Here is a 16,373-nt window from a genome sequence, read left to right as displayed (position 1 = left end):
ATTCAGGCAACCGTCTGTGGTGTTTGCAGAGCTAAGATTGGCGGCTTAGCGTTGCACTTCGGAGTTGAATCCGCCCAGTACATAAATATAGGGTGCAACATAATCTTCCCGGCACCTGTCGAGATAATCCGACCACCATTGCATCATCGTCTTACGGGCATCCAAATATTGAGCCTTGTGGATGTAAGCCGCCCGTATGCTATTGCGCTCCTGATGACTCATTTGATGCTCAACGGCATCCTGTGACCACAGGCCAGATTCCATCAGCGCACTACAGGCCATTGCCCGAAATCCGTGACCGCAAATTTCATCTTTCGTGTCATAACCCATCAGTCGCAGCGCCTTGTTGACCGTGTTTTCGCACATCGGCTTAAAGGGATTATGATCACCGGGAAATACCAGTTCCTGATGCCCGGATATTTCCCGTATCTGTTTCAAAATAGTGATGGCCTGATGGGAGAGAGGAACGATATGTGGTGTGCGCATTTTCGCACCACGCCCTGAATAGCGGACACCGGGGATTGCCTCGCGAGTGGCAGGAATGGTCCAGATTTTGTTTCTGAAATCGATCTCAGACCAACGGGAGAAACGCAATTCGCTGGAACGGATGAAAAGGTGCAGGGTAATTGAGACTGCCAAACGGGTTAATTCTCGCCCTTGCTTGTAGCCCTCAATGCGGGCTAACAGTTCCGGTAGTTTCTCCAGCGGAAGGGCAGGGCAATGGCGTTTAATGGGCGGGGCGATGATACCGTCCAGATTGGCCGCCGGATTATGCTCTATCAACTCCTGATGCACGGCATGGCGCATGATATTGCACATATGCTGTCGAGTGCGTGCCGCCACTTCCAGCAGACCTTTTTTCTCAATCCCTTTCAGCAGGTCGATGAAGTGGCGAGTTTTCAGTTCTGTGACTGGTAGGTGTCCAATTATCGGGAAGATATGGTTATTCATGCTGGCAAGCAGACGGGCGGCATGGTTCTCTGACCATGCTCTGTTGCTTTTATGCCATCTTAGTGCCACTGATTTGAAGGTTTCCTCTGGTGAGGAAGTGCTTCTTTCAGCAGAGCGCTGTTGAGCTGGATTGATATTCTGCGCCAGCAATTTACGGATACCGTCACGCTGTTGACGAGCATCAGCCAGAGAAACATCAGGATAGGCACCTAAGCCGAGGCGTGATTCTTTTCTATTGATGCGATATTTGAGATACCAGAGACGTGAACCGCATGGATTAACTAAAAGGTACAGACCGTGAGAATCGGAAACTTTGAAGGGTTTTGCGGATGGTTTTAAGTTGCGGATTTTTGAGTCGTTAAGAGACATTTGGGGGTCACTCCGTCATCGAACCAACTTGACCCCAAATCTGACCACCAAATTCTCCCGATGCGGAGGGTAAACTGAAAATGCATCGGGAAGACTTTTCACGCTAACTTATTGAATCTGAATCACATAGGGATTCGCAAAGCGGCATGAAAACAAGAATTTGGCTCCTCTGACTGGACTTGAACCAGTGACATACGGATTAACAGTCCGCCGTTCTACCGACTGAACTACAGAGGAATCGTGTGAACGGGGCGAATAATGGCGGCTTTAAGGCGGCTTGTCAAAGCCTGTTTGCCATCTTTGCGATCGACTGCCGGATTAATCAGCGGGTTGTTTATCCTGGCAGCAATATTGCTGCCGTTCGCCGTTTTTTTATCTGAAACAGGCGCGTCATTATGACGAAATATCGCTGCTTTCGCTCTCATCACCACCTGCCAGCCGGCTGATATGAATCGTCAGCCAGGTAAGCTCATCTTTTGGCAACGTCAGCTGATATTTTTCCTCGATATAATCGCGAATTGCCCAGGAAACGGACATTGCCTGCGGATAAAACTTCAGCAGCTCATGATAGAAATCATCACTGGCGCGTGCGACAATTTTCTGGCTGAGCACGCGTTCGGCAAAATAGCGCAGATGGGTGATAAAGCGGCTGTAATTAATCGACTGGGTATCGATATTTTTATTCAGTTTATAACGCACAATTTCGGCAACCCGATTGACCAGTTGCACCTGCTGGTGCGCATTATTGCTCTGCGCATCACCGGAGGCATTAATCAGATGAAAGGCGATATTGACCGCTTCATCATCAGGCATCGTGACCTGAAAACGCGCGCAGGTCATCTCTTTCGCCTGCACGCCAATCTGGTATTCACGCGGGTAATAACGCTGGATCTCCCAGCTGAGTTTATTGGCAAAATTCTGGCCGTTTTTGCTGCGTTCCACCGCATAGAACAGATGCTCGCCAAGGGTGAAAAACAGCACGGAATTGAGCTTTTCGACATACTGCTGCTGTGCCAGCGCAATAATGTCGTGGGTCAGGTCAAAATAGGCCGCAGGTATGGTATCCGTCAGCGAAAGAAAGTGGCGCGACTTTAAGCTGGTCAGCGGGATAAACACCTGTTCGACGTCATTGACGTTGACCAGGGTGCCCGGTTTGGTGCCAAAGCCGATGCCTTTGCCAAACAGAATCATCTGCTGCTGGTTATGGTCCACCAGCAGCATGCTGTTGTTTAGCGCTTTATTCACTTTAATCACGTTAAATACCTGCGGCAACGGTTAACGATCAGGCAAGATCGCTGCCATTGCTGGCAATGACTTTCTGATACCAGTAGAACGAGTCTTTCTTCAGACGAGCGAGCGAACCATTGCCTTCATCGTCCTGATCAACATAAATAAAGCCATAACGCTTCGACATTTGCGAGGTGCCTGCGCTGATAATATCAATCGCGCCCCAGCTGGTGTAGCCCATCAGCTCGACACCTTCATTAATCGCTGCCTGCATCTGCTCGAAATGCGCACGGAAATAGTCGACGCGGTAGCTGTCGTGCACTTTACCGTCTTCCACCACATCTTTCGAACCGACGCCGTTTTCAACAATAAACAGCGGTTTCTGGTAGCGATCATACAGTTCCAGCAGCGAAATTTTCAGCCCCTGCGGGTCAATCTGCCAGCCCCATTCGGAAGATGGCAGGTAAGGGTTTTTCACGCCAAGCACGGTATTACCGGGTGTGCGTTCCATCTCTGGCTGGGTCGATTCTGTCAGCGACATATAGTAACTGAATGAGACGAAATCTACCGTATGTTGCTGCAGAATCGCCAGATCGTCCGGCTGCATTTCCAGTCTGATGCCGCGCAGTTCCAGATCGCGTTTAATCAGTGGCGGATATTTACCGAATACCTGTACATCGGCATAAAAATAGTTTTCCAGATTCTTTTTCAGTGTCGCTTCAACATCGCCCGGATGACAGGTTCGCGGGTAGGTGGTGAGTTTGGTCAGCATACAGCCCACCTGGCTGCCCGGGATCTTCGCGTGGCAGTCACGCGTTACCAGCGCGGAGGCGACAAACTGGTGATGCAGTCCCTGATAAATGTCCTGAATCTCTTCGCCCGGTTGGCTTTTCTCTTCACGGATACCAGCGGTGGTAAACGGATGGCGGTGAATACTGTCGATTTCATTAAAGGTCAGCCAGTAACGCACCAGATCTTTATAGCGGTCGAAGCAGACGTTACTGAAACGGACAAACGCATCCAGCACATTGCGGTGCACCCAGCCGTTATATTTCTCGCTCAGGATCAGCGGCATTTCATAATGCGACAGCGTGACCAGCGGCTCGATATTCAGGCGGCGCATTTCGCGGAACAGATCTTCGTAGAACTGCAGCCCGGCTTCATTCGGCTGTGCATCTTCACCGGTCGGGAAAATACGCGACCAGGCGATGGAGACACGCAGCACTTTGCAGCCCATTTCGGCAAACAGCGCCAGGTCCTCTTTATAGCGGTGATAGAAATCAATGCCGCGGCGTTTTGGATACAGCTTGTCATTTTTACCGTTTAGCGCATCGGCAATATTCTCGTCAGTCAGCGCCATATGCCCGCTATAGTCGGTGAGATTCAGATTGGGTTTCCAGGTAATGGCGTCCGCCACCGATGGCCCTTTGCCATCAACGTTCCATGCGCCTTCAGCCTGGTTTGCGGCAATCGCGCCGCCCCATAAAAAAACCTGTGGAAAAGCGGTTTTGTTCTCCATCATACAGACTCCTTTAAGGTCATAATGTAGCTATGATTGTTGATGCTGGTTGCTGATGTTTCGGATTGCAGCGTAAAGCGTTCGCCGTTGGTGACCACCATCATCACGGTCGGGTCGTAACCTGCGGCGATAATGGCATCGAGGTCGAACGCCACCAGCAGGTCGCCGGTTTTCACCTGCTGTCCGCTGCTGACTTTGGCGCTAAAACCTGCGCCGTTGAGTTTGATGGTGTCGATACCGATATGGAAAATCAGTTCGACGCCGCTGTCGGTTAACATGCTGACGGCATGGCCGGTTTCAAAGACATTGCTGATCACGCCATCGGCAGGCGCCCAGAGCGCGCCTTTCAGCGGGCGGATGGCGATGCCGTCGCCCATAATGCGGCTGGAAAATACGTCGTCATTGACCTGCTCCAGCGGCACCACAATGCCTTCCACCGGGCTGTTAAAACGCAGTTCCTCACCGTTCGCGGTGATATCTGATTTCACTGCACTCTGGGTTTCAGGCACTTTTTCCTGCCAGAACAGCAGGGTGCTGATAAAGGTGATCACAAACGCCAGTCCCGCGCCTGCAAAGGCCCAGATAATGTTCCATTTATTGTCTGGCGCAACAAACATCGAGATACTGGCCAGGCCCGGGCCGACCAGCGCAAAGGCTTCGACCGCCATCCAGCCAAGGAAACCGCCGCCAATTACACTGCCGACGATCACACAGTACAGCGCTTTTTTATTCAGCAGGGTGATACCGTACAGCGCCGGTTCGGTAATCCCGCACAGTGCGGAAAGACCTGCCGACAGCGCGGTGGATTTTAATACCTTATCTTTGCCTTTAATCGCGATCGCCAGACAGGTGCCCGCTTCAGCGATATTGTGTGCCAGTGATGCGGGCAGATAGAGCATTTCGCGGCCAAACTGACCCATTGATGACACCGCATACGGGATCATCGGCTTATGCATCCCGGATGCCACCATAAACGGCAGAATACCGGCCAGCAGCGCCGTGGCGACAAAGCCTAATTTGCCGTACAGCCAGAGGATGACCGTCGCCAGACCGGCACCAAGCTCATAGCCCAGCGGGCCGAGGAACAGCAGGGTGACCGGCACGGTGACCAGCAGCGACAGCATCGGCGAGAGGAAAATACGCAGCGCGCCGGGTGAATAGCGGTTAAAGAATTTTTCGGTCTGGGCATAGAACAGCACGCAGAGGATCGCCGGGAAGACCTGCGAGGCGTAGGCGATATTTTTCAGGTCCAGCGACAGGAACTGCGCGCCATCCGCCAGCTGCTTTGACATTGCCGGTAATACCATCACCGACACCGCCGAAACGGCCACCAGGATATTCACTTTTAATTTGGTGGCGGTGGTAATCGCCACCAGAATCGGCAGGAAGTAGAGCGGGGCGGAGCCAATCGCATCCAGCACTTTATAGGTCGGGCTGGTTTTGCTCAGCCAGCCGAAAACATCCAGCAACAGCAGCAGAGATTTCAGGACACCACCACCGGCAATCGCCGGGATCAGTGGCTGGAACACGCTGATAACAAAATCAATCACACGTGCGGAGAGGGTGTTGTTCGACTGCGTGGGTTTATCGCTGCTGCCGCTACGGTCACCGGCAATTTTCACCACCGCATCGTAGACGTCCACCACCGCGTTACCGATGATCACCTGGCACTGCGCGTTAACCCGCACACCGAGTACACCGGGCACTTTTTCCAGTGCGCTCTGGTCCACCTGGCGGTTATCCGAGAGGCTGAGACGCAGGCGGGTAGAGCAGTGTTCTATATGGTCGATATTGTCGATGCCCCCCACGAGGTCAACAATTTGCTGGGCCATTTTATTGTAATTCATACTACGACTCTCCAATTTTTCCCAAAAAAAAAGACCCGAAGCCCTCCTTTAGTGAAAAAGGATCGCTTCAGGTCTTGCCTGGATGAAACCAGTTACATGCCTGTGACTACTTGTATATTTTGCGCAGAGGGAATGTCAAAGAGATTAAAAAGTTAAGTGAATATCTGTGAAGTGGATCGCGGGAGCGCAGCGGTAAACTGCGCTCCGTTGGGTTACTTACGTACGTAGCTAAGGGTGGCGTCCACCGTAAGCTGGCGGGTGCGGGCGCTGAGTTCGGCATCGCTGCTGTCACGGCCAAACAGCGTGCGGAAGGTGTAGCGGTTCGCCACATGATGCACGCAGACACTGCTGATCAGGCGGTGCACATCGAGTGTCGCCCGGTCAGTACGAAACAGCCCGTCAGCACGACCACGCTGTAAAATATCGTCCAGCACATCCAGCGCACTCTTGTTGACGGCCTGAATTTGCGTTGACTGGCTGATATAGCGGCCACGCAGCAGGTTTTCACTGCACACCAGACGAATAAAATCAGCGTGGGTGGCGTGATAGTCAAAACTCTCTTCCACCAGTCTGACCATCGCCTCTTCCGGCGGCAGGGCAGAGAGATTCAGCCCGGTTTCATGGCGGCGAATCTGCTGATACACCCCTTCCAGCACCTCAATATACAGATTCTCCTTGCTGGTGAAGTGGTACACCACCATGCGTTTGGTGGTCTCCGCCAGCTCGGCGATCTGCTCCATACGCGCGCCCTGCAGGCCAAATTCGGCAAACAGCTTCAGTGCGGCGTCACTAATGCGTTTTTTCAGTCCTTCCGGGTCATTCTTTCTTTTCGGGGTAACTGCCATTGTTTACAAATCCATAATGGTTCCGCGGGTAAGAGTAGCTGTCCCGCTCGTGTGATACAACCACGCCTGTCGCAATACCGCGGATAAGCGCGGATCGCAGGGGATCTTTTCACCATCATGGAACAGGGTTCACTGAAAGAGTGCAGCCGGGCGCGGGGGCGTCCTGGTTGGCAGAGCCTGTTCGTCTTGCAGTGCTTTCACTGGCGATGTTTGTAACTAACTGAATTTCATAATGTTAAATTAATGTTTCGCGATTTATTCCAGATTGGCATTGTTTATGCTTTATAAAAATCATAATGCCATTATGAAAATGCGTGTTGCATTGATTCTGGTGTTTAAACGTGGTCCGGACAGCCCGCAGCGGCTTGTTCCCTTGTGCTTATTCTGGAGGATTAACCTGTGGTCAGAAATGCAACAAGCTCTATTCTGCAATCCAAAAAGGCCGGCATGCTGGCGGCACTGATGTTAGGTTTGCTCGGTACGGCCGGGACGGCTTCGGCGAATCAGCTGGCGGATATCAAAGCGCGCGGCGAAATGGTGTGCGGTACGCTCTCCACCACGGAACCGGTCGGTTTTACCGATCCGAAAACCCTGAAAGTTGTGGGTTTTGACGTGGATGTCTGCCAGGCGCTGGCAGATCAGCTGGGTGTCAAAATGGTACAAAAAAGTCTGTCAGTGGAAGCGCGTATTCCGGAACTGCAGATTGGTCGCGTGGATATTCTCTCTGCGGCGCTGGGCTATACCGCGGAACGTGAAAAGCAGATTGATTTCTCTTCTTCTCATTTCCAGGTGCCATTAAAAGTGCTGGTGCCGACGGCTGCAGGTTATAAAACGCTGGCAGACCTGGCGGGCAAACGTGTGGGCATGACTTCCGGTTCCACTTCGGAATACTGGCTGCGCAAATCCTTCCCGGATATTGGTGTGGTGACCTATCACGATTCGCCTTCGGCGTTCCTTGCCCTGCAGCAGCGTAAAATCAGCGGTCAGGCGTTTTCGCAAACAGCAGGCGTGCGCTATTTACAGGCTGGCAAAGGTGCTTACACCTTTATTGATCAGGCCATCGCCTGGGAACCGAATGCGCTGGGGATTCGCAAAAATGAACCGGAATTCCTTGCGGCGGTGAATGGTGCGCTGGAAAAACTGGAACAGGACGGCAAACTCGATGCCATCTGGAATAAATGGCTGGGCGCGGATACGGTGTATAAAATTAAACGGGAACATAAATTAGAATCGATTGCCCAGGTAAAACAAAGTCTGCAGTAATTAACCCGCAATAAATAATACCCCGCGTCAACATTTGTCGTGGTGGATGTACTTACGCGGAAAATGGCTGCGGCTATTTTCCGCGAAGGTGGCTGCTTATTTATGTTGTTAAGCCTGCACCAGGGAGTGACGTCTGATGGTAAGTTTTAATCCCATCACCTTACTGCAAGGTGACTATTTACAGTGGCTATTATCCGGGCTGGAAAATACGCTGTTACTGTTTTTTATTTGTCTGATATCGGGGTTTATTCTGGCGCTGCTGCTTGCCTCGATGCGTATTTCTGGTATCGCACCACTACGCTGGTTTGTGGTGTGTTATGTGGAGTATCACCGTAATGTGCCTGCGCTGGTGCAGTTACTGTTGTGGTATTTCGGTTTATCCGCCGTATTGCCATACAGCTGGTCAGAATGGGTCAATCAGCATGGCAGTGAATTCTTTTTTGCCTATGTTGCACTGACGCTGAACAGCGCCGCATTTATGTCGGAAGATTTACGCAGCGGCTTACGTTCTATTGCTCATGGGCAGATGGAGGCCTGTCGTGCATTAGGGCTGACCTTTCCGCAGGCGATGCGCGATGTGATTCTGCCGCAGTCGATTCGCGTGTCGATTCCGCCGCTGATCGGCCAGTCGCTGGCGCTGTATAAGTCCACCAGTCTGGCTATGGCCATCAGCGTGGCGGAGCTGACCTACGCCGCGAAGCAGATTGAGAATGAAACTTTCCGCACCTTCGAAGCGTTTGCCATCGTCTCTGTGATTTACCTGGCAGGCTCACTGCTGATTGTCAGCGTGGGCGCGGCATATGACCGTTTTGCCTTTCGCTCCGGGAGCCGCTAAATGAACGATATGCTGAATATTGTCTCGACTTATCACAATTTACTTTTTACCGGCAGTTACCCCAATGGTCCGTTAGGCGGGCTGGCGCTGACACTGTTTATTGCCGCATCCGGGTTAGTCTGCGCTTTTCCGCTGGCGATTCTGATCGGTATTGCGCGCACCAGTAAATATAAGATCTTTTATCTGCCAGTCACGCTGTTCAGCAGTGTGGTGCGTGGATTACCGGTACTGATGCTGGTGTTCTGGTCCTATTTCGCCGTGCCGCTGATTTCCGGTCACTCTATTTCCGGGGTGAAAACACTGATTGTCGCACTGGTGATTTATGAGATGGCGTTTCTGGGGGAAATTGTCCGGGCGGGTATTAAATCCGTACCGCGCGGGCAAATTGAAGCCGCGCGCACGCTGGGAATAAGTTATCCACAAACCATGCTGGAAATTATTTTACCACAGGCGCTGTTCACCATGATCCCCAGTATTCTCAATCAGTTTATTAATCTGATTAAAAATACCTCGCTGGGGTATGTGATTGGCGTGGCGGAACTGACTTATTCCGCGTATCAGATTAATACGCTGGAATTAACCAAACCTCTGCAGGTCTTTGCCGTACTGGCCATTATCTATTTCATCATCTGTTTTTCACTGACGCGCGTGGTCGGGAAACTGGAAAACATTATTCAGCGTAAACGCCAGATGAATATCCAGGAGTGAAGCAATGTTAAAGCTTGAAAATGTCGAAAAATGGTATGGCCCGCATAAGGTGCTGAATGGCGTCAGTGAAGAGATCGCCAAAGGCGAAGTGGTGGTGGTGTGTGGCCCGTCGGGCTCGGGCAAGTCAACGCTGATCCGCACCATTAACCGGCTGGAAGAGATCCAGCGTGGCCGCATTCTGGTGGATGGCGTCGACAGCCGGGCGGAAGGGGTCGATCTGAACCAGTTTCGCAGCAATATCGGTTTTGTTTTCCAGCAGTTCAACCTGTTTCCCAACCTGACGGTATTGCAGAACGTCACCCTGGCGCAGCGCCGGGTACGCAAAACCAGCAAGCGTGAAGCCGATGAGATCTCCAGTGCATTGCTGGAGAAAGTCGGTCTGGAAGCCAAATTACACGCGTATCCGCATCAGCTGTCTGGCGGCCAGCAGCAGCGTGTGGCGATTGCCCGCGCGCTGGCGATGAAACCGCCCGTGATGCTGTTTGATGAACCAACCAGCGCCCTCGATCCGGAAATGGTGGGCGAGGTGTTACAGGTCATGAAGCAACTGGGTAAAGAGGGCATGACCATGGTCTGCGTCACTCATGAAATGGGCTTCGCCCGCGAAGTCGCCGACCGCGTGATTTTTATGGATCGCGGCGAAATTATCGAACGCGCCACCCCTGAAAACTTTTTCCATCACCCGCAACATCCACGCGCACAAAAATTTGTCGCCGATATTCGCCACTGACAGGACTCACAGATGAAGATGCTTTCCCAGACCCTTGACCGAATCAAACCCTCAGCCAGTAACGCTGCCAGCCAGCGCGCCCGCGATATGAAAGCGCAGGGCATGGATGTGATTGCCCTCAGTGCCGGTGAGCCGGATTTTGATACCCCGGAGCATGTAAAACAGGCGGCGCTGCAGGCGATGATGCAGGGCGAAACCAAATACCCGCCAATTGCCGGTATTCCGGCGCTGCGTGAGGCGGTGGTGGCGAAATTCCGCAACGATAATCAGCTGGAGTACCACAGCAAGCAGATCATTGTCTCCAATGGCGCGAAACAGATTATCTCCAATGCCCTGATGGCGACGCTGAACCCGGGCGATGAAGTGATTATCCCCGCGCCGTACTGGGTGTCCTATCCGGAAATGGTGTCGCTGTGCGGCGGTACGCCTGTCACGGTCGCAACCCAGGCCGAACATGGTTACAAGATGACGGCGCAGGAGCTGGAGCAGGCGATTACGCCGAACACCAAATGGCTGCTGTTTAACTCGCCGTCGAACCCTTCCGGTGCGGTCTACAGCTGGCAGGAACTGCGTGATCTGTCAGATGTGCTGCTGCGTCATCCCCATGTCTGGGTGATGGCGGACGATATCTACGAAAAACTGGTGTATGACGACAGCCAGTTCTTTACCTTCCCGCAGGTTGAACCGGCATTAATCGAGCGTTCGCTGGTGATTAACGGTGTGTCGAAAGCCTATGCCATGACCGGCTGGCGTGTCGGCTATGGCGCGGGTCCGGCGACGCTGATCAAAGCGATGGAAACCATCCAGGGCCAGACCACTTCCGGCGTGTCGTCGATTTCCCAGTGGGCTGCCGTCGCGGCGCTGACCGGGCCGCAGGAATTCCTTGCCGAGTGGTGTGCCAGCTTTGTCGCCCGCCGTAACTATGTGGTTGCCGCGCTGAATGACGCGCCGGGTCTGGAATGCCAGACGCCACAGGGGGCGTTCTATGTCTATCCCTCCTGCGCCGGTCTGCTGAATAAAGCCACGCCGCAGGGACGGGTGATCCGCAGCGATAAAGATTTTACTGACGCGCTGCTGGAAAGCGAAGGGGTGGCATTGGTGCATGGTGAGGCATTTGGTGTGGCACCGAATTTCCGCCTGTCTTATGCCGCGTCGATGGCGCAGCTGGAAGACGCCTGCGCGCGTATTCAGCGTTTCTGCCGCAGTCTGAAATAAACCCGGCGGCAGGCCGTGAACGGTCTGCCGCCTGAACCGTTGCAACCGGCTGCGGGGACACGCCCGCAGCGGAAGGACAGAACATGATACTGGCAGGTGCTTTTCCGGTATTGCAGGAACCGATGACGCGCAGATATCTGATGGGGCAGGCGGCTTCCATCGTCGGTTTATGGACGCAAAACGTCACCCTCAATCTGTTGATGTGGCAGCTGAGCCACTCGCCGTGGCTGCTGGGTGTACTCAACTTTCTGCTCTACTGCCCGTCGCTGATCGTGCCGTTGCTGTTTGGCAGCCGCCTAACGCCGGGACGGGTGAAAGGCATTATGCTGCGCATCCTGTGTCTGTCGATGCTGGTCAGCAGCCTGTTGCTGACCAGCGTGCTGCTGCACTTTATTTCGCCGCTGTTTATTCTGCTGATGGCGGCGATTGCAGGTTGTGTGGCGTCGATGGAGTTACCGACCCGCCAGCTGTTACTGACCAGCAGCCTGCAGGATAAATCACTGATGTACAACGCCGTGGCGACCAACACCATGGTGTTTAACCTGGGCCGCATGTTTGGCCCGGCGATTGCCGCATGGAGTTTTAACCACTATGGTGCCGCGGCCGGTTTCTGTATCTCGCTGTGCGGACTGGTAACCATGTTGCTGGCGGTGCGCAGTATGCGGGTAGGGGACAGCGGCCCTGCGGCGCGGCGCGGTGGCGGGATGGGCAATGCACTGCGCTATGTGCGCAGTGACGGTTTCGCCATGCGCTTCCTGCCGATGCTGGCAATGATGGGGATTTTCGCCGGTTCGTATCAGTCGCTGATCCCGGTGCTGGCGGCCAATGGTTTTCATGATACGACGCGCTATACCGGCTGGTTCTTTACCAGTGCCGGTGCCGGCTCTCTGCTGGCGGCGCTGCTGATTTCGGCGCGGGTTTCGCACCAGCGGCTGGTACGCTGGCTGCAACTCGCCCCGTGGACGGCCGTCATCGCGTTAGGCGGTATTGCCTTTTCGGCCCTGCCGCTGCTGACCTGCAGTGGCTTTCTGCTGCTCGGTCTGTCGCTCACCTTTTTCTCCACCATGGTCAACTCCACTCTGCAACATTTCAGCCCGCCAGAGCTGCGCGGCGGGGTGGTGGGGCTGTACAGCATGTGTTTTCAGGGCACCATGCCGCTCGGCAACCTGCTGGTGGGCATGCTGGCGTCAGTCGGCACGGTGTCACTGACCTTTTTGTTAATGGCCATCATGCTGGCGCTGTTTCTGGCGGTGCAGTGGGCTATTTTGCAACGTAAATCATCGCATTCAGCGGTTACTACCGGGAAAAAACCATAATGAAGCCAAACGTATTAATGACGCGCCTGCTGCCTGCGGCGCTGGTTGAGCAATTACGTGAGCACTGCAATCTGCTGGGACCGATTGAGGCGCTGGATGGCAGCGGCCTGCCTGCTGGCGCAGAGAGCGTGGAAGTGCTGCTGACCATGAGCAGCCTGCCGACGGAGCGCGCGCTGATCGACGCGCTGCCGCAGTTAAAACTGGTGTGCTGTTATGGCTCCGGCATCGAGTTTGTTGATACCGCGTATCTGCGCCAGAAAGGGATCACACTGACCAATGCGGCGGGTACGAATGCCGCCAGCGTCGCCGAATTCACGCTGGGCCTGATGCTGGCCAGCAACCGCCAGATTATCACCAGTGACCGTTTTCTGCGCAGCGGGCAGTGGCTGGGTAACAGCGTGCTGCGCTATCCACTGGTCTCCGGTTTGCAGGGCAAACGGCTGGGAATTTATGGTCTGGGCGAAATCGGCATGCAGATTGCCCTGCGGGCGCAGGCGTTCGGCATGGAGATCGGTTATCACAGTCGCAGCCGGAAAACTGCCGCCTATCACTATTGCGAGGACATTGCGCAACTGGCGGAATGGGCGGATATCCTGGTGCTGGCCGCGCGCGGCACGCCGGAAAATTACCATGTTGCCGATGAAACGGTATTGCGTCTGCTGGGGAAAGAGGGCTGCCTGATTAATATCGCCCGCGGTATGCTGGTGGATGAGAATGCGCTGTGCAGTGCTCTGGAGCAGGGCGAGCTGGCGGGTGCGGCGCTGGATGTGTATGAGTTCGAGCCGGAGATTTCTGCCCGTTTACTGGCTGCGCCGAATACCATTCTGACACCGCATGTCGCCGCCAATACTTTTTCCGCGCAACATGCCCAGCAACAGCGCATGCTGGAGAATGTGATCCGCTACTTTAGCGGCAGGCCGCTGGTTGGCAGCTGCGGCTAATTTCGCTACATTACTTTTTTTGCAACGCTATTTAAGCTTATTTACTGGGAAGTTATGTCGCGATTAAAGAGCACTGATGTCGATCGTTCGGTCAAAGCGGTGAAGCGTACGCTGGCGATTCTGGATGCCTTTATTCCGCATCCGGGCGGTATCACGCTGGGCGAGCTGGAAACGGCGACCGGGCTGTTTAAGAGCGTGATTATGCGTTATATGCTGACGCTGGAAGCGGAACACTATGTGTTTAAACGCCCGGATGGCCGATATGAGTTAGGCTCGCGTGCGTACCAGCTGGGCTGTACTTATCAGCGCACTTTTAATCTGCATCAGCATGTGTTGCCGGTGCTGGAGACGCTGACGGCGGCCACACTGGAAAGCAGTACGTTTTATGTGCGCGATGGCGATCATCGTATGTGCCTGCTGCGCCAGGACTCGCCACACCATATCAAATCCAGTGTGCCGGTCGGTACACTGCTGGATATGGACGACACCTCTGCGGCCAGCGTGTTACGCCAGTTTGAACATGGCGTATCGCCGCGGTGGGACTACCGTCAGGGGCTGTTTACTTCCAGCGGCGCCGGGCTGAACCGTCAGCTGGCGGACAGCCTGCTGACAGCATCGATTTCTGTCCCGGTATTTAAGCACGATAACCAGCTGGCGGGCGCGCTGAGTATTTCCGGCCCGACCAGCCGTTTTGATCCCGAAGACGCCGCCAGCCAGCAGCTGATGCTGGAGACGGCAAAAGCGCTGTCGGCGGTGCTGGGCGCGGTGATTGCGGAGTAGTCCCGCCGTCGGTTACGCCAGCTCTTTGATGACGCGTGCGAAGCGCTGGCTGAGTCTTCTGGCGGGCCAGATACTGGCCAGCGCAAAGCAGGCCAGCACAGCCAGCGTCAGCTGATAGCCGCTGTGTGCAGCCAGCTGCAACGCACCGAGAGAGACCAGCATCGCGACCAGCGCATCGGTTGACTGGAACAGGGCATAATCCGAAGCAGGCTGGTGCGGACGCACCAGCGCCATCAGCACGTTATACAGGGTAACAAAGCCCATCGCGGCGACCAGGTTCACCAGACCAAACAGCGTGATCCACACTGGCAGGGTAAAGCCGCGATAACCCACCGCCAGCACCACTGCCAGCAGCGCGTGCACCACCATCACCGGCAGCAGACACTGTTGTGTACCGGTGCGGCGAATCAGCACATTTGCCAGCACAATCCCCACCCCACTGACCAGCGTACTGTACAGCGTCAGGATTAACCCGAGATGGCTCAGACTGAGCTGCTGATCGATCAGGATCACCGTCTGCAACGCCATCATGCCGCGCATGGCCAGGTAGAAGATGGCGGTAAACGCCAGCACCGGCCAGAGCGCAGCGATGTTGCGCAGATCCAGCGACGGAGACTGCTGCGTGCTGACCTTTTCGGCCGGACGGGTATAGCGCAGTGGCAGCAGTAATAACAACAGTGAAAGGATCGCCATGGCGAAAAAGCCGCCGCGCCAGCCGCTGTAGTCGGCAATCGAGAGGAAAGCCCAGGAACCGAACAGGATACCGAGATAGCTGCCGCCGACCTGTGCAGTATTGGCCAGTGGCCGGGTTGCGGTCGTGGTGGTGGCGATGGTGACGCCATCGGCATAAATATCATGGCTGGCGGAGAGCAGCGCCAGCAGCATCAGTCCGACCATAATCGCCGTCACGGAATCGACGGGAGACAGCAGACCAATCGCTGCCATGATTACAGCCATCGCGATTTGCAGGGTAACCAGACTGCCCAGATAAGGATTGCCGCGCAACGGACGGGCGTGGCGTTCGCCCCACGGTGCCCATAAAAACTTGGCTACCCATGGCAGCAGGGTGAGTGACAGCCAGCTTAATTGTGATAAATCGAGCCCATGGTGACGAAAATAGCCCATCACCCCCTGCAGGATCAGGGCAGTAATCATGCCCTGGTGCAGATAAAAGCACCAGAAAGGCAGGTAGCGCGTCATAGTCAGATATCCGGCGTAATGGCTGCGGCGCGATACACTGGCGCATCCGGGATTGTTGTTAAGAATGATTATTATTCACATTTTGTTCGCCGCGTCGAGAGCATTGCATGCCGTCCGGCTTTCACTTATAACCTGGAGATGATTTTTAACAGCCAGTCATCACCATGAAAGATATCAGAACCCTGGATTTCAACCTGCTGAAAGCGCTGGATGCACTGCTGGATGAACGTAATGTCACCCGGGCAGCGGCACGGCTGGGAGTGACACAGCCGGCGATGAGCGGCATGCTGACACGGTTGCGCGACACGTTTGATGATCCGCTATTTGTCCGTGCGCAGCGCGGTATTGTGCCGACCAACCGGGCGCTGGAGCTGGCACAGCCAGTGCGTCAGGTGATAAAGGAAATCGATGCGCTAATCCAGCCTGCGCATTTCGACCCGGCCAGCTCGCAGCTGACCTTTACCCTTGCCGCCACCGATTATGCACTGCACGCGATTGCCGTCCCGTTTCTGGCGGCGCTGAAAAAGCGGGCGCGATTCTTTTCAGGAAATTAAGGAAGGTGCGATTTAATCGTCAATTATGAGAACATAACCCTTTCTTTGACATAGACTTTTCACGATGCCCGCT

Annotated in this window: 15 protein-coding genes, 1 tRNA gene and 1 pseudogene; 9 read left to right on the top strand and 8 right to left on the bottom strand. The window is 54.4% G+C overall.

Translation table 11 applies throughout. The features are described from left to right. Positions 1-45: 45 nt before the first annotated feature. From ACSZO1_RS16980 to ACSZO1_RS16950, 7 genes are all read right to left on the bottom strand, one after another. A complete protein-coding gene (locus ACSZO1_RS16980) occupies positions 46-1,320 on the bottom strand; it encodes a tyrosine-type recombinase/integrase (RefSeq protein WP_437614672.1) in 1,275 nt (424 codons plus the stop codon). Between the two features lie 161 nt (positions 1,321-1,481). Then, positions 1,482-1,557: transfer RNA gene (locus ACSZO1_RS16975), tRNA-Asn, on the bottom strand. Continuing rightward, positions 1,548-1,745: a hypothetical protein gene (locus ACSZO1_RS16970; RefSeq protein ID WP_437614669.1), complete on the bottom strand. Its 198-nt coding sequence runs from the start codon at positions 1,743-1,745 to the stop codon at positions 1,548-1,550. The genes ACSZO1_RS16975 and ACSZO1_RS16970 overlap by 10 nt, the downstream gene beginning before the upstream one ends. Next, positions 1,714-2,574 (bottom strand): PRD domain-containing protein, encoded by an 861-nt coding sequence (locus tag ACSZO1_RS16965; protein ID WP_437614667.1) that lies wholly within the window; start codon positions 2,572-2,574, stop codon positions 1,714-1,716. The genes ACSZO1_RS16970 and ACSZO1_RS16965 overlap by 32 nt, the downstream gene beginning before the upstream one ends. 28 nt (positions 2,575-2,602) lie before the next feature. Then, positions 2,603-4,066, bottom strand: coding sequence for a glycoside hydrolase family 1 protein (locus ACSZO1_RS16960; RefSeq protein ID WP_437614675.1), 1,464 nt, complete (start codon positions 4,064-4,066; stop codon positions 2,603-2,605). Continuing rightward, positions 4,066-5,913: a beta-glucoside-specific PTS transporter subunit IIABC gene (locus ACSZO1_RS16955; protein ID WP_437614664.1), complete on the bottom strand. Its 1,848-nt coding sequence runs from the start codon at positions 5,911-5,913 to the stop codon at positions 4,066-4,068. The genes ACSZO1_RS16960 and ACSZO1_RS16955 overlap by 1 nt, the downstream gene beginning before the upstream one ends. A gap of 212 nt (positions 5,914-6,125) precedes the next feature. Continuing rightward, positions 6,126-6,758: a TetR family transcriptional regulator gene (locus ACSZO1_RS16950; RefSeq protein ID WP_437614661.1), complete on the bottom strand. Its 633-nt coding sequence runs from the start codon at positions 6,756-6,758 to the stop codon at positions 6,126-6,128. Between the two features lie 399 nt (positions 6,759-7,157). Here ACSZO1_RS16950 and ACSZO1_RS16945 point away from each other — a divergent pair, with 399 nt between their 5' ends. From ACSZO1_RS16945 to ACSZO1_RS16910, 8 genes are all read left to right on the top strand, one after another. After that, positions 7,158-8,021, top strand: coding sequence for a transporter substrate-binding domain-containing protein (locus tag ACSZO1_RS16945; RefSeq protein WP_437614659.1), 864 nt, complete (start codon positions 7,158-7,160; stop codon positions 8,019-8,021). A gap of 136 nt (positions 8,022-8,157) precedes the next feature. Continuing rightward, positions 8,158-8,856, top strand: a complete 699-nt coding sequence (locus ACSZO1_RS16940) for an amino acid ABC transporter permease (RefSeq protein WP_437614657.1) — start codon at positions 8,158-8,160, stop codon at positions 8,854-8,856. Then, complete coding sequence (locus tag ACSZO1_RS16935) at positions 8,857-9,564, top strand: amino acid ABC transporter permease (protein WP_437614655.1); 708 nt, start codon at positions 8,857-8,859, stop codon at positions 9,562-9,564. It abuts the gene before it with no gap. Positions 9,565-9,568: 4 nt separating this feature from the next. Then, positions 9,569-10,294: an amino acid ABC transporter ATP-binding protein gene (locus ACSZO1_RS16930; RefSeq protein ID WP_437614653.1), complete on the top strand. Its 726-nt coding sequence runs from the start codon at positions 9,569-9,571 to the stop codon at positions 10,292-10,294. A gap of 12 nt (positions 10,295-10,306) precedes the next feature. Continuing rightward, positions 10,307-11,509, top strand: coding sequence for a pyridoxal phosphate-dependent aminotransferase (locus tag ACSZO1_RS16925; RefSeq protein WP_437614651.1), 1,203 nt, complete (start codon positions 10,307-10,309; stop codon positions 11,507-11,509). Between the two features lie 83 nt (positions 11,510-11,592). Further along, the gene (locus ACSZO1_RS16920) at positions 11,593-12,825 is read left to right on the top strand and encodes an MFS transporter (protein ID WP_437614649.1); all 1,233 of its coding nucleotides are present in this window, start codon (positions 11,593-11,595) and stop codon (positions 12,823-12,825) included. Beyond that, positions 12,825-13,766 (top strand): 2-hydroxyacid dehydrogenase, encoded by a 942-nt coding sequence (locus tag ACSZO1_RS16915; protein ID WP_437614647.1) that lies wholly within the window; start codon positions 12,825-12,827, stop codon positions 13,764-13,766. Before ACSZO1_RS16920 ends, ACSZO1_RS16915 begins: the two co-directional genes overlap by 1 nt. 54 nt (positions 13,767-13,820) lie before the next feature. After that, on the top strand, positions 13,821-14,546 hold the full coding sequence (locus ACSZO1_RS16910) for an IclR family transcriptional regulator (RefSeq protein WP_437614645.1): 726 nt from the start codon (positions 13,821-13,823) through the stop codon (positions 14,544-14,546). Positions 14,547-14,558: 12 nt separating this feature from the next. Here ACSZO1_RS16910 and ACSZO1_RS16905 read toward each other — a convergent pair whose 3' ends face one another. Next, positions 14,559-15,746: an MFS transporter gene (locus ACSZO1_RS16905; protein WP_437614643.1), complete on the bottom strand. Its 1,188-nt coding sequence runs from the start codon at positions 15,744-15,746 to the stop codon at positions 14,559-14,561. A gap of 164 nt (positions 15,747-15,910) precedes the next feature. Here ACSZO1_RS16905 and ACSZO1_RS16900 point away from each other — a divergent pair. Further along, positions 15,911-16,279 (top strand): annotated as a pseudogene (locus ACSZO1_RS16900) (LysR family transcriptional regulator); the annotation flags it as partial. Positions 16,280-16,373: the final 94 nt, after the last annotated feature.

It is taken from the genome of Erwinia sp. V71 (assembly GCF_965644245.1).
In the GTDB taxonomy this organism is placed as follows: Bacteria; Pseudomonadota; Gammaproteobacteria; order Enterobacterales; family Enterobacteriaceae; genus Erwinia.
The sequence above is the reverse complement of the archived record's forward strand: the minus strand, read 5'-3'. Positions and strand labels throughout refer to the sequence as shown.